The organism is Altererythrobacter sp. CAU 1644, assembly GCF_029623755.1.
Taxonomy (GTDB): Bacteria; Pseudomonadota; Alphaproteobacteria; order Sphingomonadales; family Sphingomonadaceae; genus Erythrobacter; species Erythrobacter arenosus.
Map to the genome: position 1 here is coordinate 363,958 of NZ_CP121106.1, position 22,858 is coordinate 386,815.

Annotated in this window: 27 protein-coding genes and 1 tRNA gene; 19 read left to right on the top strand and 9 right to left on the bottom strand. The window is 62.0% G+C overall.

All coding sequences use genetic code 11. From position 1 onward, the window contains the following. Positions 1 to 23: 23 nt before the first annotated feature. The 4 genes from P7228_RS01890 to P7228_RS01905 are packed head-to-tail and all read left to right on the top strand — an operon-like array spanning position 24 to position 1,243. Positions 24 to 257 carry a hypothetical protein gene (locus P7228_RS01890; RefSeq protein ID WP_278016537.1) on the top strand — a complete coding sequence of 78 codons (234 nt, stop codon included), beginning with the start codon at positions 24 to 26 and terminating at the stop codon, positions 255 to 257. After that, positions 254 to 430 (top strand): hypothetical protein, encoded by a 177-nt coding sequence (locus tag P7228_RS01895; RefSeq protein ID WP_278016538.1) that lies wholly within the window; start codon positions 254 to 256, stop codon positions 428 to 430. The genes P7228_RS01890 and P7228_RS01895 overlap by 4 nt, the downstream gene beginning before the upstream one ends. Before the next feature lie 41 nt (positions 431 to 471). After that, the gene (locus tag P7228_RS01900; RefSeq protein WP_278016539.1) at positions 472 to 879 is read left to right on the top strand and encodes a SufE family protein; all 408 of its coding nucleotides are present in this window, start codon (positions 472 to 474) and stop codon (positions 877 to 879) included. A 10-nt stretch (positions 880 to 889) separates the two neighbouring features. Next, positions 890 to 1,243 (top strand): YbaN family protein, encoded by a 354-nt coding sequence (locus tag P7228_RS01905; RefSeq protein ID WP_430732492.1) that lies wholly within the window; start codon positions 890 to 892, stop codon positions 1,241 to 1,243. Positions 1,244 to 1,270: 27 nt separating this feature from the next. On the opposite strand, the gene P7228_RS01910 is transcribed toward P7228_RS01905, so the two are convergent. From P7228_RS01910 to P7228_RS01920, 3 genes are read right to left on the bottom strand one after another with little or no spacing between them, the layout of a single operon-like run. Then, positions 1,271 to 1,951, bottom strand: a complete 681-nt coding sequence (locus P7228_RS01910) for a DUF6445 family protein (protein ID WP_278016540.1) — start codon at positions 1,949 to 1,951, stop codon at positions 1,271 to 1,273. Positions 1,952 to 1,955: 4 nt separating this feature from the next. Beyond that, positions 1,956 to 2,477, bottom strand: coding sequence for a sterol desaturase family protein (locus P7228_RS01915; RefSeq protein WP_278016541.1), 522 nt, complete (start codon positions 2,475 to 2,477; stop codon positions 1,956 to 1,958). A gap of 18 nt (positions 2,478 to 2,495) precedes the next feature. Next, a complete protein-coding gene (locus P7228_RS01920) occupies positions 2,496 to 2,894 on the bottom strand; it encodes an acyl-CoA thioesterase (RefSeq protein WP_278016542.1) in 399 nt (132 codons plus the stop codon). 248 nt (positions 2,895 to 3,142) lie between these two features. Between P7228_RS01920 and leuC the strand changes: the two genes are divergently transcribed. The 9 genes from leuC to P7228_RS01965 all read left to right on the top strand — a co-directional run bounded on the left by leuC (position 3,143) and on the right by P7228_RS01965 (position 9,354). Then, positions 3,143 to 4,576 (top strand): 3-isopropylmalate dehydratase large subunit, encoded by a 1,434-nt coding sequence (gene leuC, locus P7228_RS01925; protein ID WP_278016543.1) that lies wholly within the window; start codon positions 3,143 to 3,145, stop codon positions 4,574 to 4,576. Between the two features lie 38 nt (positions 4,577 to 4,614). Then, a complete protein-coding gene (locus P7228_RS01930) occupies positions 4,615 to 4,773 on the top strand; it encodes an isopropylmalate isomerase (protein ID WP_278016544.1) in 159 nt (52 codons plus the stop codon). Positions 4,774 to 4,802: 29 nt separating this feature from the next. Then, a complete protein-coding gene (locus P7228_RS01935; RefSeq protein WP_278016545.1) occupies positions 4,803 to 5,648 on the top strand; it encodes an N-acyl homoserine lactonase family protein in 846 nt (281 codons plus the stop codon). Further along, positions 5,648 to 6,250, top strand: coding sequence for a 3-isopropylmalate dehydratase small subunit (gene leuD / locus P7228_RS01940; protein WP_278016546.1), 603 nt, complete (start codon positions 5,648 to 5,650; stop codon positions 6,248 to 6,250). Before P7228_RS01935 ends, leuD begins: the two co-directional genes overlap by 1 nt. Next, on the top strand, positions 6,247 to 7,245 hold the full coding sequence (locus tag P7228_RS01945; protein ID WP_278016547.1) for an NADPH:quinone oxidoreductase family protein: 999 nt from the start codon (positions 6,247 to 6,249) through the stop codon (positions 7,243 to 7,245). Before leuD ends, P7228_RS01945 begins: the two co-directional genes overlap by 4 nt. A gap of 81 nt (positions 7,246 to 7,326) precedes the next feature. Further along, positions 7,327 to 7,650, top strand: coding sequence for a DUF1476 domain-containing protein (locus tag P7228_RS01950; RefSeq protein WP_278016548.1), 324 nt, complete (start codon positions 7,327 to 7,329; stop codon positions 7,648 to 7,650). Positions 7,651 to 7,681: 31 nt separating this feature from the next. Continuing rightward, positions 7,682 to 7,915 (top strand): BolA family transcriptional regulator, encoded by a 234-nt coding sequence (locus P7228_RS01955; RefSeq protein WP_278016549.1) that lies wholly within the window; start codon positions 7,682 to 7,684, stop codon positions 7,913 to 7,915. A 35-nt stretch (positions 7,916 to 7,950) separates the two neighbouring features. Further along, positions 7,951 to 8,283 carry a Grx4 family monothiol glutaredoxin gene (grxD, locus tag P7228_RS01960; protein WP_278016550.1) on the top strand — a complete coding sequence of 111 codons (333 nt, stop codon included), beginning with the start codon at positions 7,951 to 7,953 and terminating at the stop codon, positions 8,281 to 8,283. Between the two features lie 288 nt (positions 8,284 to 8,571). Next, positions 8,572 to 9,354, top strand: a complete 783-nt coding sequence (locus P7228_RS01965; protein WP_278016551.1) for an NUDIX hydrolase — start codon at positions 8,572 to 8,574, stop codon at positions 9,352 to 9,354. Between the two features lie 17 nt (positions 9,355 to 9,371). Here P7228_RS01965 and P7228_RS01970 read toward each other — a convergent pair. Next, positions 9,372 to 9,448, bottom strand: a tRNA-Arg gene (locus tag P7228_RS01970). Between the two features lie 60 nt (positions 9,449 to 9,508). On the opposite strand from P7228_RS01970, the gene P7228_RS01975 reads away from it, so the two are divergent. After that, positions 9,509 to 10,249 (top strand): queuosine precursor transporter, encoded by a 741-nt coding sequence (locus tag P7228_RS01975; protein WP_278016552.1) that lies wholly within the window; start codon positions 9,509 to 9,511, stop codon positions 10,247 to 10,249. Here P7228_RS01975 and P7228_RS01980 read toward each other — a convergent pair. Genes P7228_RS01980 through P7228_RS01990 form a run of 3 tightly spaced genes read right to left on the bottom strand, consistent with a single transcriptional unit; the run spans position 10,246 to position 13,183 of the window. Then, on the bottom strand, positions 10,246 to 11,271 hold the full coding sequence (locus P7228_RS01980) for an aldo/keto reductase (protein ID WP_278016553.1): 1,026 nt from the start codon (positions 11,269 to 11,271) through the stop codon (positions 10,246 to 10,248). The genes P7228_RS01975 and P7228_RS01980 overlap by 4 nt on opposite strands. Positions 11,272 to 11,288: 17 nt before the next feature. Then, the gene (locus P7228_RS01985) at positions 11,289 to 12,026 is read right to left on the bottom strand and encodes an SDR family NAD(P)-dependent oxidoreductase (protein WP_278016554.1); all 738 of its coding nucleotides are present in this window, start codon (positions 12,024 to 12,026) and stop codon (positions 11,289 to 11,291) included. 14 nt (positions 12,027 to 12,040) lie between these two features. Further along, on the bottom strand, positions 12,041 to 13,183 hold the full coding sequence (locus tag P7228_RS01990; RefSeq protein WP_278016555.1) for an acyl-CoA dehydrogenase family protein: 1,143 nt from the start codon (positions 13,181 to 13,183) through the stop codon (positions 12,041 to 12,043). Positions 13,184 to 13,297: 114 nt separating this feature from the next. On the opposite strand from P7228_RS01990, the gene P7228_RS01995 reads away from it, so the two are divergent. Continuing rightward, a complete protein-coding gene (locus P7228_RS01995; RefSeq protein ID WP_278016556.1) occupies positions 13,298 to 14,611 on the top strand; it encodes a cation:proton antiporter in 1,314 nt (437 codons plus the stop codon). Between the two features lie 130 nt (positions 14,612 to 14,741). Next, on the top strand, positions 14,742 to 15,548 hold the full coding sequence (purC, locus tag P7228_RS02000; RefSeq protein WP_278016557.1) for a phosphoribosylaminoimidazolesuccinocarboxamide synthase: 807 nt from the start codon (positions 14,742 to 14,744) through the stop codon (positions 15,546 to 15,548). A gap of 3 nt (positions 15,549 to 15,551) precedes the next feature. Here purC and P7228_RS02005 read toward each other — a convergent pair whose 3' ends face one another. Further along, complete coding sequence (locus tag P7228_RS02005) at positions 15,552 to 16,433, bottom strand: diacylglycerol/lipid kinase family protein (protein ID WP_278016558.1); 882 nt, start codon at positions 16,431 to 16,433, stop codon at positions 15,552 to 15,554. 97 nt (positions 16,434 to 16,530) lie between these two features. Here P7228_RS02005 and P7228_RS02010 point away from each other — a divergent pair, with 97 nt between their 5' ends. Further along, entirely contained in the window at positions 16,531 to 19,413 is a 2,883-nt protein-coding gene (locus P7228_RS02010; RefSeq protein WP_278016559.1) for a M16 family metallopeptidase, read from the top strand. Positions 19,414 to 19,428: 15 nt separating this feature from the next. Here P7228_RS02010 and P7228_RS02015 read toward each other — a convergent pair whose 3' ends face one another. Beyond that, positions 19,429 to 21,654 (bottom strand): TonB-dependent receptor, encoded by a 2,226-nt coding sequence (locus tag P7228_RS02015; protein ID WP_278016560.1) that lies wholly within the window; start codon positions 21,652 to 21,654, stop codon positions 19,429 to 19,431. A 275-nt stretch (positions 21,655 to 21,929) separates the two neighbouring features. Between P7228_RS02015 and purS the strand changes: the two genes are divergently transcribed. Both purS and purQ read left to right on the top strand, forming a co-directional pair. Continuing rightward, positions 21,930 to 22,178, top strand: a complete 249-nt coding sequence (gene purS / locus P7228_RS02020; protein ID WP_278016561.1) for a phosphoribosylformylglycinamidine synthase subunit PurS — start codon at positions 21,930 to 21,932, stop codon at positions 22,176 to 22,178. Further along, positions 22,178 to 22,855 carry a phosphoribosylformylglycinamidine synthase subunit PurQ gene (gene purQ, locus P7228_RS02025; RefSeq protein ID WP_278016562.1) on the top strand — a complete coding sequence of 226 codons (678 nt, stop codon included), beginning with the start codon at positions 22,178 to 22,180 and terminating at the stop codon, positions 22,853 to 22,855. Before purS ends, purQ begins: the two co-directional genes overlap by 1 nt. The last annotated feature ends 3 nt before the right edge of the window (positions 22,856 to 22,858 follow it).

Sequence of the window (22,858 nt, forward strand, 5' to 3'; positions counted from 1 at the left end):
AGGTTCAAGGAGGACATGAGGAAATGTTCGAACCAGCATTCATCATCGCGGCAGCATCGCTGATCGGCCTGTGTGTGGTCGCCTTCGCGATGCTCAAGGGATGGCAAGATTGGCTCGCGCTGAAGCAGCGCGAACTCGACAGCCATGCGCACGAGGTCGAAGGCGGCGTCGGCGTAGGTGCTGCGCGGATTGAAATCGCCGACCTCAAGGAGCGGATCAAGAAGCTCGAGGCGATCGCCAGCGGGGTAGACCTTTGACTGTCGTCCGAACCGACGCCGCGCGAGCGGGCATCGGCCTCGGCAGCGCGATTGCAGTCGCGATCTCGTGGAGCCTCCACAAGTCGATCATCTGGGCCATTGTCCACGGGGTCTTCAGCTGGTTCTATGTGATCTATTATGCGTTTACCCGCGAAGGCGGATTGTCGGGCTGAAGTGTTGGACGCGGCGGCATTCCCTCGCTAGTGGCGCGGCCATGCGCACCCTCGACGACATCCTTGCAGAGTATGAATTCCTCGAAGGCGACGAACGCTATCGCCTGCTGATAGAGCTTGGCCGGGAACTCGATGACATGCCGGCTGCGCTCAAGACCGATGCCACGCTTGTGCGCGGCTGTTCGGCACAGGTCTGGGTCTATCCAACCGGCGATGCGGCAAAGCTGCACTTCCTCGCCGACAGCAACGCAGCAATCACCAAGGGTATTGTCGCGCTGGTGATATCTGCAGTTCAGGATCGACCGGCTAATGAAGTCGCCAACATGGATATCTCCCAGGTTCTCGCCCCATTCGACCTCAGGAATCAGCTTTCCTCCAATCGCACGCAGGGCGTCCCCAACATGATTGCGCTGGTCAAGGAACACGCCGCCAGGATCGCTGCCGGCTAGGATGCATTCGATGGTGATGCGGCCACTCTACAGCGCCCTGGGCTTGATCGCCGTCGGTCTCGGCATCGTCGGCGCATTCCTGCCGATCATGCCGACAGTGCCGTTCCTGCTGCTGGCGGTCTATTTCTTTGCTCGCAGCAATCCGGAGTGGGAAAAGAAGATTCTCGACCATCCGACCTGGGGCCCGCAGGTCAAGGACTGGCGCGAGCGCCGCGCCATCAGCCGCCGGGCGAAGACCATGGCGATCGGCGCCATGGCGACTGGCGCGGTGTTCACCTGGTATACGCTCGGCTCGCCCTGGTACTGGATTTCGATAGCCATTCTCGTAATCGCCGGTAGCTGGATCGCGACGCGGAACGAGTAGCGGGTTCGGGTTTGAGGCGACCGTCCCTCAACCCACAGTGAAGAACGCCGTTATCGTCAGTCGGCCATCTGCCGGATCAGTCGACAGTCTTGCACCCGGCGGGATGACCCCGCTGTGGAGCGCGTTTCCTGGATAGATAATGGCGCGATTGAACCGCGCGTCTATCGCCAGCACCTGCTCGAACAACGGCGAGTCACCGAAAATATAGTCGGCAGGAGGAGTTCCATGCTCTTCGAACTCCGCCTCCAAGCAATCGAAGAAGCGGTCTCGCTGCCCTTCATTGAGGGTCTGAAGTCCCGTCGAGCGATGCCGGAAGAATGCGGTGCCGTTGCTGAAATCCGGCGAGAGGTAATGGATCAGGGCGAACTGCCGATTGCTGAAAGCATCGCAGTGCGGAATACGTTGCAGGATCGAAAGCTCCGCCGGCGTGGACGTCACCATCGAAAAGCTGGCGTCGATCAATTCTACCGCGCCGGCCAATCCGTAGACCCGCTTCAGGATGCGCGAGATGATCGGCTGCTGCGTGACCCAATACTGTCGCGGCAGCTCAGCGCGCAAACCGGGGTAGTGTTCGCGGGCCGGGCGGAAAGGAGACATGATCGCCTGCTTGCGCAGAGCCGACGGATCTTCTGCGAAGTCTTCGATGATGGCGACGGGAGGATTTCCTGGGACGATGGGCTGGACCCGAATTTCCAGGTCCGCGCTCACTCGATCAATCCCCGGCGCCTGGCCTGACGACAGCTATTCCTGCCAATCGCTGCGCCTTGAGTTCGGCCTTGAGCTTCGTCGGGTCGCGCGCAAAGACGAAGCCAAAGCTCACCCCGCCTTCCTTGCCGATCGTCGCATGGTGGAGTTTGTGCGCCTGCACCAATCGCTTGGCGTAACCGCGCTTCGGCACCCAGCGGAAATAGCGCTGATGAACCAGTCCATCGTGAACCAGCGTATAGATGATGCCGTAGAAGAGAATGCCAAGGCCAATCCATGTACCCGGCCACCAGGCACCGTCTCCCATGACGAGGGGTGATCCGATCGCAAACATCGAGATGCTCATGGCCGCGCCGACGAGAGCGTAGAGATCGTTCTTCTCGAGGACATTGTCATGCGGCTCGTGATGGTCGCGATGCCAAGCCCATCCAAAGCCGTGCATGATGTATTTATGGCTCGCCCACGCGACCCACTCCATCGCAAGGATGGTGGCGAAAACGATCAGTATCGGAAGGAGCCAGTCGGGCATGCCCGGCAGTATAGTCGATCAGACGTCCGGGAAAAAGAAGCTGCGCAGATGTTCGCCGATCCGCGCAGGGCGGAGCGTTTCTGCGTCGATGCAGCACCAGCTCGATTTCACTTCCGCAAGCACCTCTTCGCCGCGTGAGATCACGGTGTGATAGAACGCCCGTGCACCCTGGAAATGTTCGAGCACGGTCTGCGCCATGACATCGTCCTCGAGAAAGGCGGGTTTGCGGTAGGTAATCTCATGCTTGAGCGCGACCCAGGCCTTGCTGGCCACCTCATCGGCCGGGGCGAGCTTGCGCCAATGCGCCAGCACCGCATCCTGCACCCAGTTGAGGTAGCGCGCGTTGTTCACGTGCCCCATGAAATCGATATCCTCGGGCAGGACCTTGATCGAAAAGGCAAAGGGCGTTGCTGACATATCTGTCAGTTAAACACGCAATCATTGCGAATCAATGACCACAGGGCTCTGTGCAAAGAATAAATCTGCGACCATCCGCGCCTTTGCCAACCAAAATTGTTGGGCGAGATATCAAACAAGCGAAGTGCGCGACTTCCGAGAGAATGCACGCCGTCATGAACGCGCCCAACAGGTTCCCGCCTGAAGCTATAGCCGGACCAAGTTTTCCCATCTTGCCCATTCCGGGGCGCAGAGCCTAGGCCCGATCCATGGCCAGTCGCCCCCGCACACTCTATGAAAAAATCTGGGACGCGCATGTCGTGGAGACCCGCGACGACGGAACCAGCCTGATCTATATTGATCGCCACCTTGTCCACGAGGTCACAAGCCCGCAAGCCTTCGAGGCGCTGCGGCTGTCGGGTCGAAAGGTTCGGCGCCCCGAACTGACACTGGCGGTCCCCGATCACAATCTTCCCACTACGCCCCGGCGCGACGCAGCCGGCAACCGCATCCCTATCGCCGATCCGCAAAGCGCGGCCCAGCTTGCCGCGCTCGAGGCCAATGCTCCTGCTTTCGGCATTCGCTATATCGATGCTACCGCGGCGGCGCAGGGAATTGTCCATGTCGTCGGACCCGAGCAGGGTTTTTCGCTGCCCGGCACCACAATCGTCTGCGGAGATTCGCACACCGCCAGCCATGGCGGGCTCGGTGCGTTGGCGTTCGGCATCGGCACCAGTGAAGTAGAGCATGTGCTGGCGACACAAACGCTGCAGCTCAAGCGCTCGAAATCGATGGAAGTGCGGATCGAGGGCGAGCTCGGTCCGGGCATTACCGCCAAGGACCTGATCCTTCACATTATCGGCGTCATCGGCACCGCCGGCGGAACCGGCCACGTCATCGAGTATCGCGGTCCGGTGTTCGAGGCGATGAGCGTCGAGCAACGACTCACCGTTTGCAACATGAGCATCGAGGGTGGTGCGCGTGCCGGGCTGATTGCGCCCGACGAGACCGTGTTCACCTATCTAAAGGGGCGTCCGCTAGCGCCAAAGGGCGAGGAGTGGGACGCTGCCGTCGCTTACTGGCGTACACTCCAGACCGATCCCGGCGCGACCTTCGACAAGTCCGTGACAATCGACGCGTCTACCGTCGAGCCGACAGTCACCTGGGGCACCAGCCCGGAAGATGTCGTAGCGATTGGCGGAACTGTGCCCTCACCCGAAAGCTTTGCCGACGCGTCGAAGCGGCAGGCGGCGCAGAAAAGCCTTGAGTATATGGGGCTTACGCCTGGTACGCGGATGCAGGACGTCGCGATCGAAAACGTCTTTATCGGCAGTTGTACCAACAGCCGGATCGAGGATCTGCGCGCAGCAGCGGAAGTGTTGCGCGGCCGGACGAAGGCACCGGGCGTGCGCTGGGCGATCGTTGTTCCAGGCTCCGGCCTGGTGAAGGCCCAAGCCGAAGAGGAAGGTCTCGACAAGATTTTCACCGCTGCCGGATTCGAGTGGCGCGAGCCAGGCTGCTCTGCCTGCCTCGGCATGAACCCCGACAAGGTCCCACCGGGCGAGCGGTGCGCCTCGACCTCCAACCGAAATTTTGTAGGTCGACAAGGGCCCGGAGCCCGGACCCACCTGGTTTCACCCGCGATGGCTGCGGCCGCCGCAGTCGCCGGTAGGCTGGCAGATGTACGTGAATTCACCCGTTAGTCCTTGCGTTCGCTCATGACCCTCACCAAAAGAATTCCATGACCAAGAACCTCAAAGGCAAGGCCGCCCTAGGCGCTGCCGCCATCGGATCCGCCGCTATCGCCGCCGCTCTGCTTTATGCAGGCAAGCGCAAGAAGAAGAACGAGCCGACGCAGCCGGGCAAGATTCCTTCGGGCGAGAACCCCGAAACCGACTGAACGCCGCCTAATCGAAGGGGGAGAGTCTGATGAGAAAACTGATCGCCGTAGCGGCCGTACTGGCCGGCTCCGTACTCGCGCCACAGGCCTTGGCGCAGGATACCCCCGACCTGGAGATGTGGCGGCTCGATTGCGGCGAACTCACTACGTCAGATCTGGGCGCATTCTCCGACGCCCATCTATATGACGGGAAATCCTTCGAACTCATCGTCAGCTGCTATCTGATCCGCAACGGCGACCGCTACCTGCTGTGGGATGCCGGGCTGACAGCAGATCTCGTCGGGACCACGATGACGGAAGGCCCCTTCACGGTTTCGATGGAGCGCTCGATCGTCGACCAGCTTGGCGATATAGGCGTTGCCCCGGAACGGGTCACCTTTGTGGGCGTCAGCCACTACCATTTCGACCACACCAGCCAGCTCACCGCCTTTCCCAGCTCGACATTGCTGATCGGGGCGGCCGATTGGGATATCGTAAAGTCGACCGCGGAGCCTAACCCGCTGATCGATCCGCGGCCATTTGCGCCGTGGCTGAGTGAAACTCCATCGCCTGTAACCGCGATACCGCACGATCATGATGTTTTCGGCGACGGTTCGGTGATCATAAAGGCCATGCCTGGTCACACGCCTGGTCACACCAGCCTGCTGGTGCGCTTGCCGCAAAAGGGTGACGTCCTGTTGACTGGCGATCTCTACCATTTCGAGGAGCAGGTCACCAATCGCGGCGTCCCGACATTCAATACCAATCGCGCCGATACGCTGGCATCGTTCGAACGCTTCAACGCCATTGCCAAATCGCTCGATGCTACGGTGGTGATCCAGCACGATGCGCGCCATCTGAATCGCCTCCCCGCCTTTCCGGAGTCGGCGAAATAATGGACAAGGTTTCCACCATTGAAGGCCGCGCCTACCCTTTCGGCGCGAAGAATGTCGATACCGACGTCATCATTCCTGCCGAGTGGCTCAAGACGATCAGCCGCGAGGGGCTGGGCCAGGGAGCGTTCGAAACCATTCGTGCTCAGGAAGGCAACATCTTCGACGATCCAGAATACTCAAGCGCACCCATCCTGATCGCCGGCGACAATTTCGGCTGCGGTTCGAGCCGCGAGCATGCCGCCTGGGCCTTGCTCGATCTCGGTATCAGGGCCGTGATTGCGCCAAGTTTTTCGGACATTTTTTCGGGCAACGCCTTCAAAAACGGTATCCTGACGGTCGAACTGCCACAGGATCAGATCGATCGGTTGATGGAAGTCGCGGAAACCGAGCAGATCCACGTCGATCTGGAAGCCCAGACCGTCACGACCCCTTTCCAGGATCGCTTCGCCTTCGAGATAGACCCGTTTCGCAAGCATTGCCTGCTGAACGGGCTCGACGAAGTCGGCCTGACGCTGGAGCGCGACGACGCCATCGCAGGATATGAAAAGAGGCTCGGCGCGACGCTGCCGTGGCTTACCAAGGGAACGGAGATTGCAGTATGAAGGCACTTCGCACGCACGAAGTCGGTGGACCGGACACACTTACGCTTGATGAAGTCGGTGTGCCCACTCCCGGCAAGGGCGAGGTGCTGGTCGATGTGAAGGCCTGCGCAATCAACTATCCCGACACGCTGATGATCCGCGACCTGTACCAGTTCAAGCCGCAGCGGCCCTACGCGCCAGGCGGCGAGATCGCCGGGGTGATCGAGGCCATCGGCGAAGGAGTCGAAGGCTTTGCGGTGGGTGACAAGGTCATGGCCGGAATCGGCAATGGTGGCCTGGCGGAAAAGGTAGTCGTGCCGGCAGGGCGCATGTTCCCGGTGCCCGATGGTGTCTCGTTCGAGAAGGCCGCCTCGCTCCTGATGACCTATGGCACCACGATCCACGGGCTAAAGGACCGCGGCCACATCAAGGAAGGCGACACCGTCCTGGTACTAGGCGCCGCGGGCGGCGTCGGGCTTTCTGCAGTCGAACTCGCCAAGGCATTCGGTGCGCGCGTGGTCGCGGCAGTCTCGTCCGAGGAGAAAGGCAAAGTCGCGCGCAACGCCGGCGCTGACGAGGTGGTGATCTATCCCAGGGGCGAGATGGACAAGGATGCCTCCAAGGAACTTGCCAATGCCTTCAAGGCCGCATGCGGCCCCGAGGGTGCTAACATTGTCTACGATATCGTCGGCGGCCAGTACTCGGAGCCCGCCCTGCGCTCAATCGCGTGGGAGGGCCGCTTCCTCGTGGTCGGCTTCCCGGCCGGAATCGCCAAGATGCCGCTCAACCTCACGCTCTTGAAAAGCTGTGACATTGCGGGCGTGTTCTGGGGCGCGTTTACCGCACGCGAACCTGTCAAATTCCGCCAACAGGTTGAAGAGCTGTTCCAACTGATGAAGGACGGCAAGATCGATCCGCTGGTGTCCGAGACATTCCCGCTCGAACGCGGCGGCGAAGCCATTGCCAAGCTTGAGAGCCGGCAGGCGGTGGGCAAGCTCGTCGTTACGATGGATTGACGAAATTCGGCCTTCGCGAACCTTGCCGCGGAGTGCGCAGCACCCTATTTTGAATGGGATAGCAATTCCCGAGGGGACCCCATGACCGATTTCAGAGACCGCGAACGCGGTGAAGAAGCCAAATTCGCATTCGACGAGGAAAACGCCTTCAAGATCGCAGCACGCCGCAATCGCCTGCTGGGTGAGTGGGCCGCCGGTCTCATGGGCCTCACCGAAGAAGAAACCGACGCCTACAAGAAGGCGGTCGTCCAGGCCGATTTCGAAGAGGCGGGTGACGAAGACGTGATCCGCAAGCTTCTGGGCGATCTCACCGCCGCCGAATGCGACGTGACCGAGGCCGACATCCGCAGCAAGCTTGAAGAAAAGAACATCGAGGCGCGCCGCCAGCTGATGGGCGAAGTCTAGTTCAAATCGTAGACCTACGGGGAATTTCGACATGCCGATGAGCGGCGATGAAATCACGCGCCTCATAGCCGAGGCACTGCCGGGCGCAGAGATCGAGTTGCAGGATCTGGCCGGCGACGACGATCACTGGGCGGCCAAGGTCACGGCTCCGCAGTTTGCCGGCAAGAGCCGGGTGCAGCAGCACAAGCTGGTGTACGAGGCATTGGGTGGCCGGATGGGCGGCGCCCTCCACGCCTTGCAACTGACCACCGCCGTTCCCAACTAAGTCGCAGCATAATTCTAAAGTCAGGTCCGGTAGCCATGTCCGACGTCAATTCTCGCATTTCCTCCATCATCGGCGATAACGATGTCGTGCTCTTCATGAAGGGTACGCCACTCTTTCCCCAGTGCGGCTTTTCGAGCCGCGCGGTCGCGATCCTCGATCATTGCGGTGTCTCCTACGAGAGCGTCGATGTCCTGCAGGACATGGAGATCCGTCAGGGCATCAAGGCGTTCTCCGATTGGCCGACCATCCCGCAGCTCTATGTGAAGGGCGAATTCGTCGGCGGCAGCGACATCATGATGGAGATGTTCGAGGCGGGCGAACTTCAGCAGATGCTCGACGAACAGCAGGTCGCCAAAGCGGAAAGCTGACGCGCGCGTCCTCAACTCAACAAAAAAACCGCCCCGGGGGTTACCTTGGGGCGGTTTCTTGTTTCGGGGAGGCGGGACCGGGAGACCAGGGTGGTCCCGCCTCATGTCGAAGACCAGTTGGGATGCCTGTAACTTTGCATGGGCCGTGCCAAAAATGGCAAGCCCCGGAAAACTGCGGAGTTTCATGCTTAACAGAAATTTGCCACGCCCCGCCCTGTAAACTTTCCCGACAAGCATCCTCTCGACCGGGCTTGGCTTTCTTACGGGTTCAGGCCAGAACCAGTGGCGATGAGCAACGCAACCGATAGCCCGCCCGACGCGATCCCCGCCGCAACGGTGATAATCTTTCGCAACGGCGCCGAGGGCAGCCCTCCGGAAATCCTGATGACGATCCGTTCGCGCAACATGGTCTTTGCAGGCGGAATGGCGGTTTTTCCCGGCGGACGCGTCGATCCGGCAGATTTCGAACTTGCCAAGAATCTCGACACCGGCCTCGAACTGGACGAGGCGGCGCATCAGATTGCCGTCGTGCGAGAGACGCTCGAAGAGACTGCACTTGCAATCGGCTTGGCGGGCAAAGTGACGGCAGGAAAAGCCCACGCGGCGCGCGACCGCCTGCTGGAAACGGGCGCCCTCGCCCCGGTTCTCGACGAATTCGGCTGGTCGCTCGATCTTGGCCAGCTCACGCCCTTCGCGCGGTGGTTTCCCAAGAACGAGCGCATTCCGCGCGTCTACGATACGCGGTTCTACCTCGCCAACCTCGGCACCGGTGCGGTCGATATCGAGGCGGACCTATCGGAAAACACGCATTTGTTCTGGACCACTGCGCAGGGTGCGCTCGACGCGGCCGAGGCGGGCGAGATCAAGGTCATCTTTCCGACGCGCCGCAATCTTGAACGGCTGGCACTCTTTTCCAGCTACGATGAAGCCAGGGCCCAGGCCGAGGCGATCCCGGTACGCACGATCACGCCCTATATGGCGGAGCTCGAAGGCAAGACCTGGCTAAACATCGGCGAAGACCTTGGCTATCCGGTGACCGGCGAACCGCTTGACAGCGTGATGCGGGGGTAGATCGGATGCCAGATGGTTGGCGCGCCCGGCAGGACTCGAACCTGCTGCCTCAAGATTAGAAGTCTCGCGCTCTATCCAGATGAGCTACGGGCGCGCGCCGCTGCCGCATTAGCGCGCTTTTCCGCGCTTTCAAATGCGGATAGGCAGGCAATCGATGGATAACGAACCCTCACCCGTCCGCACGAGCAAGGCGCCGCAGAGCTTCCGCTATTACGACCTCGTGATGGCGGCATTCGTCGCGATCCTGCTGTTGTCGAACATCATCGGTGCTTCGAAACCGAGCTACATCAGCCTGCCGGGCGGCGAGACCTGGATCTTCGGCGCCGGGGTGCTGTTCTTCCCGATCAGTTACATTATCGGCGACGTCTTGACCGAGGTCTATGGCTATGCCCGCGCGCGCCGCGTGATCTGGACCGGCTTTGCTGCGCTTGCATTCATGGCATTCATGGCTTGGGTCGTGGTCAAGCTGCCGCCGGCTGAGGGCTGGCCGTTCCAGAGCGACTACGAGAACGTCTTCGGCAACAGCTGGCGCATCGTGCTTGCCTCAATGACCGCCTTCTGGGTCGGCGAATTCGCCAATTCGATCGTGCTCGCCAAGATGAAGGTCTGGACAGAAGGGCGCTTCCTATGGATGCGGACGATCGGTTCGACCGTTGTCGGACAGGGCCTCGACAGCCTGATCTTCTACCCGCTCGCGTTCTGGGGACTCGCCGGATGGCCGCCCGAAACGCTGATGCAGGTCGTGATCTCGCAATGGATCATCAAGACCGTATGGGAGGCCGTGCTGACGCCGGTGACCTATCTGGTGGTGAACCGCCTCAAACGGGCCGAAGGCGTCGACATCTACGACAGCAATACCGATTTCTCGCCCTTCGCGACAAGCGATGCACGCTAACCCTCGACGACCGATACCTGGTCCATCGGCGGAAGGGGCATGCCCATGCCGGTCGGGAACTTGGCGCGATAGGGGCTTTCCAGCGTCGCCACTTCCTCTTCGCTGAGCTCGACCTCGGTCGCTGCGACCGCATCGTCGATATGGTGCGGCTTGGTCGCCCCGATGATCGGGGCCGAAACCTGCGGCTTGGTGAAATGCCATGCCAGCGCAACGGTCGCGCGGCTTACCCCGCGCGCGTCGGCGATCTCGCCCACCGCCTCGATAATCGCGCGATCGGCGGCATCGTCATCCTTGTAGAGCGCCTTGCCCACGCCATCGGTCTTGCTGCGCACCGTCTCCTCATCGGGTGCGCGGGTCAGCCGGCCGCGCGCGAGCGGGCTCCAAGGAATTACGCCCACGCCTTCCTCAGCGCAGAGCGGCAGCATCTCGCGCTCCTCCTCGCGGTAGAGCAGGTTGAGCTGGTTCTGCATCGACACGAAGCGCGTCCAGCCATTGGCGCGCGCAACTTCCTGCGCCTTGGCGAATTGCCACGCAAACATGGACGATGCGCCGATATGCAACGCCTTGCCCGCTTTCACGATGTCGTGCAGCGCCTCCATCGTTTCCTCGATCGGCGTCTCGCTATCCCAGCGGTGGATCTGGAACAGGTCGATGTAGTCCATGCCCAGCCGCGCGAGGCTGTCATCCACCGCCTGCATCAGTGCCTTGCGCGAGTTCCCGCCAGCATTTGGAGCCTGCCGCCATGGGAAGAAGGCCTTGGTCGCTACGACAATCTCGTCGCGCTTCGCCATCTCGCGCAGCAGCTTGCCGGTGATCTCCTCAGACGTGCCACCGGCATAGACGTTGGCGGTGTCGTAGAAATTGATCCCGCTCTCGAGCGCATGGCGGAAATGCGGGCGCGATTGTTCCTCGTCGAGCAGCCAGTCGCCGTGCCAGCCCTTGCTGGTGTCGCCATAGCTCATGCAGCCGAGACAGAGGCGCGATACCTTGAGACCGGAGTTTCCTAGGCGGGTGAATTTCATGCGCTATCCTTATAAAACTAAAGCGATAGACCGCCGTCGACGATCAGCGACTGTCCGGTAATGTAAGCGGCGAGTGGCGAGGCAAGAAACAGTGCCGCGCCCGCCATGTCCTCCGGCGTGCCCATCCGGCTGAGCGGCACCCGCTCGATCACGCCCGCGCGGCGCTTCTCGTTCTCGGTCGTCACGCGCGTCATCTTGGTGGCGACGAAGCCCGGAGCGATGCCGTTTACGCGGATGCCGTCACGCGCCCAGGCTTGCGCCAGCGACCCGACCAGGCTGGCCGCGCCAGCCTTGCTCGCGCCATAGGCAGGGTTGCCGATCATCGCGTGAAAGGCGCCGGTCGAGCTGACGATGATCAGCGAGCCGTCGCGCTCGGCCAATCCGGGATGGAAGGCACGCGCGCAATCCATCACCGAGTTGAGATTGACGTCGACCACCAAGTCCCAGCCCGCGCGCTCGAATTCCTGCCGCCCGTAGCGAACCGCGCCCTGGCAGCAGACGACGATGTCCATCGCGCCGACCCCGCCCGCCAATTGGTCAACCGCGTCTCGGTCGGTCACGTCAAGCTGGTGATAGGTGAGCCCGGTGAAGTCGCAATCCTCGTTCTCGAGATAATCCCCTTCGTCATGCCGCGTGCCGGTGACATGCGCTTCCGCTCCGCGCGATCGGAAAGCCTGGGCAATTCCATTGCCGATCCCGCTCGAGCCGCCGATTACGAGCACGCGCTTGCCGGAAAAATCGAGTGGGTCGCTCATTCTATCCTGCCTCCCTAGATCGCCCGACTGATCACTTCCTTCATGATCTCGTTGGTGCCGCCGAAAATGCGGGTGACACGCGCATCGCGCCACAGCCGCGCAATCGCATATTCGTTCATGTAGCCAGCACCGCCGTGAAGCTGCAGCGCCGCGTCACAGACTTCCCATTGCAGATCGGTGTGCCACAGCTTGGCGGCAGAGGCTTCGTCGGTGGTCAGTTCTCCATCGAGGTGCCGCTTGATTGCCCAGTCGAGGTGCGCCCAGCCGACCTGGAGCTTGGCCTTGAGATCGGCGAGGGTGAACTTGGTGTTCTGGAATTCGAACACCGTCTGGCCGAATGCCTTGCGCTCCTTGGTGAAATTCACCGCCTCGTCGAAGGCGCGCTGCGCCCCGGCCTGGGCGCTGACGGCGATCGACAGGCGCTCTTGCGGCAGTTCTTCCATCAGATGGATGAAGCCACGACCTTCACCGCCAAGGATATTGGTCTTGGGAACGCGTACATCGGTGAAGAACAGTTCGGAGGTATCGGCCGAGTGCTGGCCGATCTTATCGAGATTGCGCCCTCGCTCGAACCCTTCGGTGCCGGCCTCGACCAGCACCAGCGAAGTGCCCTTTGCGCCCTGGCTCGGGTCGGTCTTGGCCACCACGATCACCACGTCGGCATTCTGGCCGTTGGTGATGTAGGTCTTGGAGCCATTTATCACGAGGTGGTTGCCATCCTCGATCGCCGTCGTTCGGATCCCCTGAAGATCCGAACCCGCCCCCGGTTCAGTCATCGCTATTGCGGTGATAATGTCGCCGGAAACCATGCCGGGCAGGTATTTCTGGCGCTGCTCCTCGGTGCCGAGCCGCTCGAAGTAATTGGCGCAGATATCATTCTGAAGGGTGAAACCGGCGGAGGAGCCGAGGTAGCAGATCTCTTCATTGACGATGCAGTTGAAACCAAAATCGAGACCCAGACCGCCGTTCTCCTCTGCCACCGTCGGGCACAGCATGCCTGCCTCGCCCACCGCCTTCCACGCCTCGCGCGGGACGATACCGTCGGCCTCGTGCTGATCGAGATGCGGCTCGATATGCTCGGCCAAGACCTTGCGCACCGTGTCGCGGAAGGCTTCATGATCTTCGTTGTAGGCGAAGCGCCTAGCAGTATCGAGCATGGCAATCGGCTTTCGTTGCAAATCGAGATTGATCGCTAGCAGGAATGCCAGCCCACACGGTTTTGTAAAGGGCGCGTGCTGGCCACCTGCGTATCGCCGCGCTATCGCTGCGCCATGCATGAGACTGCCAACAGCGCGCTTTCCGCTTTCGATCTTGCCGCCATGCTGGTGGTCGCCGCTGCCCTGTTGGGCTGGTTCAACCATCACTTCCTGAAGCTACCGCATGTGATCGGGCTAACCGTGATGGGCGCGCTTGCGGCGATCGGGCTGATGCTCGCCAATGCCTTCATTCCGGGCGTGACCCTCGACGACACGGTCGCTCGGCTGCTCGAAACGATGAATTTTACCGACACGCTGCTTGAGGGGATGCTGAGCTTCCTGCTGTTCGCCGGCGCGCTCCACGTCGACCTTGAGCGACTCCGGCAGAGCTGGTTCCCCGTTCTGCTGTTGTCGACTGTTGGCGTGATGATCTCGACCGTGCTGATCGGTTTCGCCACCTGGGGCGTCGGCGGCTTGCTTGGCCTATCGATTGCGCCGATCTGGTATTTCGTGTTCGGCGCGCTGATATCACCCACAGATCCCGTATCCGTGCTCGGCGTGCTCAAGGAAGAAAACGTCCCCGCATCGCTCCAGAGCGCGGTCGCCGGCGAAAGCCTGTTCAACGACGGCGTCGGCATCGTCGTCTTCACCATCCTGCTCGGCGCGGCGGTGACCGGGGCAGAGTTCTCGATTTCGGAAGGCGCGCGGCTATTCGCGCTCGAGGCTGGCGGTGGGGTGCTGGTCGGCCTCCTCTTCGGCTGGATCGGTTACCGCGCGCTCGCCAGCATGGACGAGTATGCGCTCGAAGTGCTGATTACTCTGGCCATCGTCATGGGCGGCTACGCGCTCTGCATGCAGTTCCACATCTCCGGCCCGCTGGCGATGGCAGTAGCGGGACTGCTGATCGGCAACCACGGCGTGACTTATGCCATGAGCGACGTGACTCGCGATTACGTGATCAAGTTCTGGGAACTGGTCGACGAACTGCTCAATTCGGTCCTGTTTCTCCTCATCGGGCTCGAACTGATCGCGCTGGTCCCAGGCGTCCCACACATCATCCTTGGCTTCGCCGCGATCGCGATCACCCTCGCGGCGCGCGCCATCGCGGTTGGTGGAGCGATCAAAATCATCCCTGCTGCCCGCCTCGACACCAAGGGCGCCGGACGCGTCTTGTGGTGGGGCGGACTGCGGGGCGGCATCTCGATCGCCCTGGCGCTCTCGCTCCCGGCAGGCGAGACGCGTGACCTGCTGCTTGCCGCAACCTTTGCCGCCGTGCTGTTCAGCGTTCTGGTCCAGCGCGCCACCTTGGGTAAGCTGATCGACAGCATGAAGGCGAGCCACGCTCCTGCAGTCGAGGAGGGCATTCCGGCCAGTTCCGAGACGACCTGAACCGCCGCGCTCCGCCGCAATTGCCTTGCGGCTGCTTTGCGAGTAAAGGCCAAGCCCTCGCCCCGGCCCGCGCGACTCCACCGGTTTCGCCAAGCCGGGGCCATGTGTTTTTCTCGCAGGAAGTCTCTCCATGTCGCGTCGCCGCCAGATCTACGAAGGCAAGGCCAAGATCCTTTACGAAGGCCCCGAACCGGGCACGATCATCCAGTATTTCAAGGATGATGCGACCGCCTTCAACGCCGAGAAAAAGGGCACGATCAACGGCAAGGGCGTGATCAACAATCGCATCAGCGAACACGTCTTCACCCGCCTCGCGCATATCGGCATTCCGACGCATTTCATCCGCCGCCTCAACATGCGCGAACAGCTGGTGCGCCAGGTCGAAATCATCCCGATCGAGGTCGTGGTGCGCAACGTGGCGGCAGGCTCGATCTCGAAGCGCCTCGGCATCGAGGAAGGCGAACCGCTGCCGCACACGCTGATCGAATATTACTACAAGGATGACGCGCTGGGCGATCCGCTGATCGCGGAAGAACATATCGCCTGTTTCAACTGGGCCGGTCCCGAAGAGATGCAGGATATTGCCAGCATGGCCATCCGCATCAACGACTTCATGTGCGGCATGTTCGCGGCGATCGATATCCGCCTGATCGATTTCAAGCTCGAGTTCGGGCGCATCTATGACGGCGACTACAGCCGAGTGATCCTGGCCGACGAGATCAGCCCCGATGGCTGTCGCCTGTGGGACATGAAGACCAACGAGAAGCTCGACAAGGACCGTTTCCGCCGCGACCTCGGCGGCGAGAGCGAAGCCTACCAGGAAGTCGCGCGACGTCTCGGCTTGCTGCAGGGCGATGACAACGGTCCGGGCGAGGTGTTCGACCTTTCGGCCCATCGCGGCCGGCTGCGCAGCACGCCCAAGCCTCCCAAGAAGTAGCTGCTAGACGACGTAGCGGATCGTGCGTCCGCTCGGCCCGATTGCAAAGGCGCACTCGGGCATGTGATCGCCGTCGACCTGCACCGGGGTGACGCAGCGATCGAACGCAACCCTGCGGCAACTGCGGATTTCGGCAAAAGCGAACTTCTCGACCGGCAGGCGGAGCATCGCCGCGATCACGAAACCAAGCATGCCCAGGCGTGTACAGCGCCGTAGGGTGATCAGCTCGATTGAATCCGCCGCGAGCGCCGCCTTGGGGCTGAGCCTGAACGGCCCGGCATAGAGCGCGCCATGCGAGACGATGGCAGCCTCCGCCTCGCATTCGAAGCCTGCGCCCTCCGCCATTTCGCCACGGATCGTCATCGGGTTGCGCGGCCATTCGCGCAACTGCCGCAGCATGGCGACGGCATAGGCGAAGCGCCCGATCCGCTTCTTGAGCGTGCCCGAAACCTGCGCCACAGCGTGGCTATCGGGACCGATGCTGAGACAAGATGCGATCGGCATCTCACCCAACGTATAGAGCGGCGAATGCACCCACCCCTCCGGTCCGCGCGCCCAGGCGTCGGCGACCTTCTGCGCCAGCTTTTCGGGGTCCTTGGGATAGTCGAGCTCGCGCGCGACGAGATTGATCGTACCGGAACGCGCGATGCACAGCGGTACATCGATCCCCTGCGCCATCATCGCCTGGATCGTATCGCGCAAGGTCCCGTCACCCCCGTGGACGCAGATGAGGTCGGCGCGTCCCGAAAGCTGTGCGCCGTCGGCTTTTGTGCCGAGCTTCTCGACCGAAAATCCCCGCTGCTCGAATGCCGCTGCCAGTCGCTCCATCCGATCCTTCCGGAAACTCCCCGAGACAGGGTTATAGACGAGGTCGAGCGTCGGCATTGGAATTGCTTAGCGGCGCGCAGGTTGAAGAACCATAAGCGCCGCAAGGGAAAACCACATTCATCTGATTGTCACGCCCCGCGCCATAGGGCAGCACATGATGATGAAGTCCCGCCTGACGCTTTCCTTTGCCGCGCTCCTGCTTTGTTCGAGCGCCCTGACCGCCGAAGATTCGCCTCCCGCGGCTGCGGGCTGGAATGCCGCAGACTGGGGCGTCGAAGGCAGCGACATCCCGGTCGACACCGAGTTTCGCTTCGGTCGGCTCGATAATGGCGTGCGGTACATCTTGCGCCAGAATGCCACGCCCGAAGGGACGGCGCTCGTGCGGCTTCACATCGGTTCGGGCTCGCTCGATGAGACCGACAGCGAGCGCGGCCTGGCGCATTTTCTCGAACACATGGCCTTCAACGGCTCGAAGCGCGTTCCCGAAGGGGAGATGGTCAAGCTCCTCGAACGAGAGGGGTTGTCGTTCGGCGCCGATACCAATGCCACGACATCGCTCGAAACCACCACCTACATGCTCAACCTGCCACGTAACGACGAGGCCTTGCTCGACACCGCCTTGATGCTGATGCGCGAAACGGCGAGCGAACTGCTGATCGAACAGGAAGCGGTCGAGCGCGAACGCGGCGTCATCCTCTCGGAACGTCGTGACCGCAACAACTACGCCTACAAGCAGACCATCGACGAATTGACCTTCGCTTCGCCTGCCGCGCGCTTCATCGATCGTCTGCCGATCGGGGCGATCGAAGTGCTCGAAAGCGCTACCGCTGCCGACCTGCGCGGCTATTACGAGCGGACTTACGTGCCCGAGAATACCGTCGTGGTGGTGGTCGGTGATTTCCCCATCGCGACGATGGAGCAACTGGTTCACCGCCACTTCGCCGAGTGGCGCGGCGGGCCCGATCCCGTCGAACCGGAGACTGGCCCGGTCGACCTGACGCGGCGCAGCGAGACCGACATCTATGTCGATCCGGCACTGTCCGAACGGGTCGTCGTCAGCAGCTTTGGGGCGTGGGAAGACCGGCCCGACAGCTTCGCCAAGCGGCGCGAGGATGTGTTGCGGCAGATCGGTTATGCCATCGTGAACCGCCGTCTGGCCACGCTTGCGCGCGGCGAGAACGCCCCCTTCCGCAGCGCCGGTTTCGGGACGGGCGACATATTCGAGGACGGCCGCATGACGCGGCTCGTTGTCGACACTGCCGACGGTGAATGGCGCAAGGGTCTCGCGGCCGCGACTGCGGAGCTGCGCCGCGCCCTGGCGCACGGTTTCAGCGAGGCCGAAGTTGCCGAGCAGTTGGCAAGGCTGCGCAGCAGCCTGGAAAACGCCACGCGGAGCAGCGAAACCCGCACCAACAGTGCCCTGGTTCAATCGGCCCTCGCGCTGGTCGAGCAACAGTCGGTGCCCTCCACGCCCGAAAGCGCGCTGGAAAGGTTCGAATCCTACGCCGATGCGATCACACCCGAACTGACGCTGGCCGCGCTCCTCGCCGAAGCAGCGCCGCTCGAAGATCCGATGATCCGCTTCCAGGGTCGCACCGAACCCGCAGGAGGCGAGAGCGCGTTGCGCAGCGCCTGGAATGAACTCGTCGCCCTCCCGATCCTGCCTCCGCAAACGAGCGAAGCGGCAGAATTTGCCTACACCGATTTTGGCGAGCCCGGCACCGTTGTTAGCGACACCCGGGATGAGCGATTGGGCCTGCGCCTGATTCGCTTCGCCAATGGCGTGATGCTGAACCTCAAGCAGACCGATATCCGCAAGGACCAGATCAGCTTTCGACTTTCGCTCGATGGCGGCAACCTGCTCAACACGCGGGAAGATCCGCTCAAGACCGCGCTGGTATCCTCGCTTCCAGCAGGCGGGCTCGGCAAGCACAGTCAGGACGAGCTCGAGACCGTCCTCGCCGGTCGTACCGTGCGCTTCTCGCTGTCATCGACTTCGGACGCCTTCCGCTTCAGTGGCGGAACCAGGCCGAAGGATCTCGAACTGCAGATGCAATTGCTGGCCGCGGCAATCACCGATCCGGGCTACCGCGGCGAGGCAATCGAGAGGTACCGCCGCAGCCTCGACGAGTTCTTTGCCAGGCTCGATGCCACCCCGGGCAGCGCGGTCAGCAACAGCCTGGGCGGGATTCTGTCGGACAACGATCCTCGTTTCACCCTGCAATCGCGCGAAGCCTTCGAGACACTCGATTTTGCGAAGCTCCGATCCGATATCGCCGACCGGCTGTCGCATGGCGCGATCGAGCTGGCGCTGGTCGGTGATTTCGATGAGGACGCGGCCATTGCAGCGGTCGCCCAGACGCTCGGCGCACTTCCTCCGCGGGAGACCGATTTCCTGCCGCGCGAGGAAGCCCGTCAGCGCGTATTCACATCGCAGCGCATCAGCCACCGGATCATGCACCGCGGGGAGCCCGACCAGGCGCTTGTACGCATGACTTGGCCGACCACTGACGATAGCGACCTGGGCGAAACGCTCAGGCTCGAATTGCTCGAGCGTGTCATCCGGATCGCCCTGCAGGACAAGCTGCGCGAAGAGCTCGGCAAGACATATTCGCCCTCGGCCAGCAGCTCACCGACGCGCACCTATCCAGGCTACGGTACCTTCAGCATCACGGCATCGGTTGACGTGAGTGAAGTCGAAGCGACACGGGCCGCGATTGCGGATTTGCTGTCAGAATTTGCCGAGCGGCCGTTAGATGTCGACCTGCTCGACCGGGCACGCGAGCCGATGCTCGAAAACTACGCCAATATGCTCAAGTCGCTGGGCGGCTGGATGTCGCTGACTGACAATGCCCAGAGCCAATCGGAGCGCCTCGACCGCTATTTCGCCGCACCTGCGATCATCCGCGCGGTGACGCCTGAAGACATCCGCCAGGTTGCGCGCAAATACCTGGCACCGGGGGATGCGGTCGAGGTGATTGCCCTACCCCAAACGGAAACGGGGCCGGCAGCAGCAGCCGCCGACCCCGTCGAATAGTTCGGTCGCGTCCGATCAGTAATTGATGCGGGCCGAGACGCCGAAGATGCGCGGCTCGTTGACGAAGCCGGTGTTGTTGTTGAAATCGATCACGCCTTGGACATTGTCCTCATTGGTGATGTTGCGAGCGAACGCAGCGATTTCCCAGGTGCCATTGCCGCCCGAATAGCCGACCTTGAGACCGCCTTCGATGCGGCTGTCGGCGTTGAACTCCTCGCTTTGGTAAAGGAGGAAATTCGTTTCGCCGAGGTAAGTCCAATCGGTGAAGATGAAGAACTCGCCATCGTCGCCCACAGGCAGGCCGTAGCGTGCGGTAATATCGCCGCTCCACTTGGGTGCGTTGGGGAATGGGTTTCCGTCCACCTGTGCACGAGTATTGCCGTTGATCGTCACCAGCGGATCGGTGACGGTGCATTGGGCGCAGATGCCCACAGCCAGGGCGTCATCGTTGATCTCGGTGTCGTTGTAGGCAAGTCCAAGTGTGATCAGGAAATCGGACGTGACCTGAAACGCGCTGTCGAGCTCGAAGCCCCACGCCTTGCCCTCATTGGCATTGATCAGCTGGACGAGGTTGCCGCCCCCGCCAACCGCAGTGAACTGCGGATCATCGACGGTGTAGTAGAACACGGCACCGTTGAGACGGACCCGGCGGTCGGCCAGCTCGCTCTTGAAGCCGACTTCGTACGACATGATCTTTTCCGACTGCGCGACCGAAGGTGGCTGGAAGAACGCCACGTCGCGGCCCTGGATCGTCGGCGCGCGGAAACCGCTGGCGACGCGGCCATAGACGCTGGCGTCATCCGAAAGATCGGCGAACAGGCTAAGATCCCAGCTCAGGCGATCGTCCGAAACCGAAACCGGCTGCGGCGCGGCGCCCGAAACGACCACGAAATCCTTCTCGTCGTCGGTCCAGCGCAGACCACCCGTCAGCTTGAGCATTTCGGTCAGCTGGTAGGTCGCCTGTCCGAAGACTGCCCAGCTTTCGTTGGTGTGATTGACAGTCACGGGCGGCGGGAAGGTGAAGCCAACCGTGGTCACGTCGAAATCGCTGTCGAAATAGAAGCCGCCGATCTGCCAGGTGAGCGGCCCGCTCGTGTCCGAAGCAAGGCGGATTTCTTGCGTGAACTGGCGCAGGTCGATCGAGTCCTGCGTATCCGACGGGAACGGGATGAAGCCAGGGCCCATGACCGGCAGGAAAACAGCACCGAATCCGCCGTCGATATCGCCGCGGCTCGAGCCCTTGCTTTCCTGGTGGCCAGTGATCGAAGACAGGGTGAGGCCGTCGAACTCATAGTCCATCTTCAGCGACGCGCCGAAGATTTCGTACTCGGCAACATTGCCGTCGCCGGCATCATAGAACACCGTGTCGCGATCGTAATTGTCGTTCAGGTCGTTGTTGCCGGGGCCAAGGATATTGGCGCGGAACAGCGTCGAGGAACCGTCGAGGTTGCGGTACTGGACTGCACCCAGCATGCTGAAGCGGTCACCCGGAGTGAAGAGCAACTGGCCGCGCATCGCGAAGTCGAGATAGCCGCCCAATGCGTCGTCTTCGCCGGTAAAGCCGTTATCGACCCAGTCGTTTCGGCTTTGAACCAGCCCGGAAACGCGGAACGCCAGCGTGTCGGGTACGATCGGGCCACCGGCAGCAACCTCGAGGCTCATCGAACCATACGAGCCATAGGACAGTGCACCGTGCGCGCTGAACTGGTCTTCAGGCTTGCGCGTGTCGATCTTGACGATCCCGGCCGGCGTGTTGCGGCCGAACAGCGTACCCTGCGGGCCGCGCAGGACTTCGATCCGCTCGACATCGAAAATCGGGAAGCTCTTGAGCGTCGTGTTTTCCATCACGATCTCGTCCATCACCACCGATACAGGCTGCGAAGCGGCGAGGTCGAAGTCGGTGTTGCCGAGGCCGCGAATGTAGAAGCGCGGAGCGACGCGGCCGTTCGAACTTTCGACGTTGAGGCCTGGCGCCTGGCCGGCCAGCGCAGTGTTGTCGGCGCCGGCGGCAAAGATCGTGTCGACGCGCGCGGAATCGAGGATCGCGGCCGAAACTGCGACGTCCTGCAGATTTTCCTCGCGGCGGTTGGCCGTCACGATGATGGTGTTGAGCTGGCCGCTGTCGGCCTCGGTCGCCTCTGCATCGTCTTGTGCGAATGCAGTCTGCGGCATGGCGATGGCGGCAGCAATCAGGCTGGTGCCAATCAGGGCACGGCGAGCGGTGGATAAGCGCTTGGTCATGGGAAAACCTCGAAGCGGGTCCGAAATGCCGGACTATGGAATGGTGGAGGACCCGGCCCTTGCCTCAAATCGCCCTGCTTGGCGAGGTTCACTCCGGGAATCTGTGTCGCTTTCACCACGGAAACGGCCAGAATGTTGCAATGCCGCGACACTATTGCGGCAATTCGGCTGCGAACAAGGCCAACGGGCCGATTGCACCCTGCGCCGCCTTCGCTATAGGCAGCGCCAAAGCCAAAGCTCGAACCCCAGCTCGAACGCAAGCGAAGGAACCACGCATGAAGGTCCGCATCATGGTCCGCCTCAAGCCCGGCGTGCTCGACCCCCAAGGTCGTGCTGTTCATCATGCTCTGGAAGGTCTGGGTTTCGACGGCGTCGAGGATGTCCGCATCGGTCGGATGATCGAGATGGACGTGGCAGACGGCACGAGCGACGACGACCTCGACCGGATGTGCCGCCAGTTGCTCGCCAACATGGTGATCGAGGACTACGCGATCGAAAAGATCGGCGCCGAGGAGCCCGCCTGATGAGCTTCCGCGCCGCCGTCATCACCTTTCCCGGTTCGAACTGCGACCGCGACATGGCGGTGGCGCTGGAGAAGATTTCGGGCAGCGAACCGCTGCGCGTCTGGCATGGCGATGCCGAACTGCCGGAAAGGCTCGATTTCATCGCCCTGCCCGGCGGTTTTTCCTACGGCGACTATCTCCGCTCCGGCGCGATGGCGGCCAATAGCCCGATCATGCGTTCGGTCGTTGAAGCTGCGGGCAAGGGTGTCCCCGTGCTCGGCGTCTGCAACGGCTTCCAGATATTGACCGAGGCCGGGCTGCTGCCCGGCGCGCTGATGCGCAATGCCAGCCAGAATTACATCTGCCGCACGGTGCCGCTCAAGGTCGAGAACAACCAGTCGCTCTTCACCCGCGGGTATGAAGCAGGCGACACGATCCACATTCCCATTGCACACCACGATGGCAACTACTTCGGGGATCGCGAGACTCTCGACCGGCTCGAAGGCGACGGGCGTGTGGTGTTCCGTTACCTTGCGAACCCCAATGGCTCGCAGCGCGACATCGCGGGGATCATCAATTCGGCCGGCAACGTGCTCGGCATGATGCCGCATCCCGAACGCGCGATCGAGCCGGAGCTTGGCAGCAGCGATGGGCGCAAATTGTTCGAAGGTGCGGTCGAAGCGCTGGTCGGCGCCTGACGC

Bases quoted from the DNA above. Each gene is read 5' to 3' on its own strand.
- P7228_RS01890 (WP_278016537.1), top strand. From the start codon at position 24: ATGTTCGAACCAGCATTCATCATCGCGGCAGCATCGCTGATCGGCCTG.
- P7228_RS01900 (WP_278016539.1), top strand. From the start codon at position 472: ATGCGCACCCTCGACGACATCCTTGCAGAGTATGAATTCCTCGAAGGC.
- P7228_RS01905 (WP_430732492.1), top strand. From the start codon at position 890: ATGGTGATGCGGCCACTCTACAGCGCCCTGGGCTTGATCGCCGTCGGT.
- P7228_RS01915 (WP_278016541.1), bottom strand. From the start codon at position 2,477: ATGCCCGACTGGCTCCTTCCGATACTGATCGTTTTCGCCACCATCCTT.
- P7228_RS01920 (WP_278016542.1), bottom strand. From the start codon at position 2,894: ATGTCAGCAACGCCCTTTGCCTTTTCGATCAAGGTCCTGCCCGAGGAT.
- leuC (WP_278016543.1), top strand. From the start codon at position 3,143: ATGGCCAGTCGCCCCCGCACACTCTATGAAAAAATCTGGGACGCGCAT.
- P7228_RS01930 (WP_278016544.1), top strand. From the start codon at position 4,615: ATGACCAAGAACCTCAAAGGCAAGGCCGCCCTAGGCGCTGCCGCCATC.
- P7228_RS01935 (WP_278016545.1), top strand. From the start codon at position 4,803: ATGAGAAAACTGATCGCCGTAGCGGCCGTACTGGCCGGCTCCGTACTC.
- leuD (WP_278016546.1), top strand. From the start codon at position 5,648: ATGGACAAGGTTTCCACCATTGAAGGCCGCGCCTACCCTTTCGGCGCG.
- P7228_RS01945 (WP_278016547.1), top strand. From the start codon at position 6,247: ATGAAGGCACTTCGCACGCACGAAGTCGGTGGACCGGACACACTTACG.
- P7228_RS01950 (WP_278016548.1), top strand. From the start codon at position 7,327: ATGACCGATTTCAGAGACCGCGAACGCGGTGAAGAAGCCAAATTCGCA.
- P7228_RS01955 (WP_278016549.1), top strand. From the start codon at position 7,682: ATGCCGATGAGCGGCGATGAAATCACGCGCCTCATAGCCGAGGCACTG.
- grxD (WP_278016550.1), top strand. From the start codon at position 7,951: ATGTCCGACGTCAATTCTCGCATTTCCTCCATCATCGGCGATAACGAT.
- P7228_RS01965 (WP_278016551.1), top strand. From the start codon at position 8,572: ATGAGCAACGCAACCGATAGCCCGCCCGACGCGATCCCCGCCGCAACG.
- P7228_RS01975 (WP_278016552.1), top strand. From the start codon at position 9,509: ATGGATAACGAACCCTCACCCGTCCGCACGAGCAAGGCGCCGCAGAGC.
- P7228_RS01980 (WP_278016553.1), bottom strand. From the start codon at position 11,271: ATGAAATTCACCCGCCTAGGAAACTCCGGTCTCAAGGTATCGCGCCTC.
- P7228_RS01985 (WP_278016554.1), bottom strand. From the start codon at position 12,026: ATGAGCGACCCACTCGATTTTTCCGGCAAGCGCGTGCTCGTAATCGGC.
- P7228_RS01990 (WP_278016555.1), bottom strand. From the start codon at position 13,183: ATGCTCGATACTGCTAGGCGCTTCGCCTACAACGAAGATCATGAAGCC.
- P7228_RS01995 (WP_278016556.1), top strand. From the start codon at position 13,298: ATGCATGAGACTGCCAACAGCGCGCTTTCCGCTTTCGATCTTGCCGCC.
- purC (WP_278016557.1), top strand. From the start codon at position 14,742: ATGTCGCGTCGCCGCCAGATCTACGAAGGCAAGGCCAAGATCCTTTAC.
- P7228_RS02005 (WP_278016558.1), bottom strand. From the start codon at position 16,433: ATGCCGACGCTCGACCTCGTCTATAACCCTGTCTCGGGGAGTTTCCGG.
- P7228_RS02010 (WP_278016559.1), top strand. From the start codon at position 16,531: ATGATGATGAAGTCCCGCCTGACGCTTTCCTTTGCCGCGCTCCTGCTT.
- P7228_RS02015 (WP_278016560.1), bottom strand. From the start codon at position 21,654: ATGACCAAGCGCTTATCCACCGCTCGCCGTGCCCTGATTGGCACCAGC.
- purS (WP_278016561.1), top strand. From the start codon at position 21,930: ATGAAGGTCCGCATCATGGTCCGCCTCAAGCCCGGCGTGCTCGACCCC.
- purQ (WP_278016562.1), top strand. From the start codon at position 22,178: ATGAGCTTCCGCGCCGCCGTCATCACCTTTCCCGGTTCGAACTGCGAC.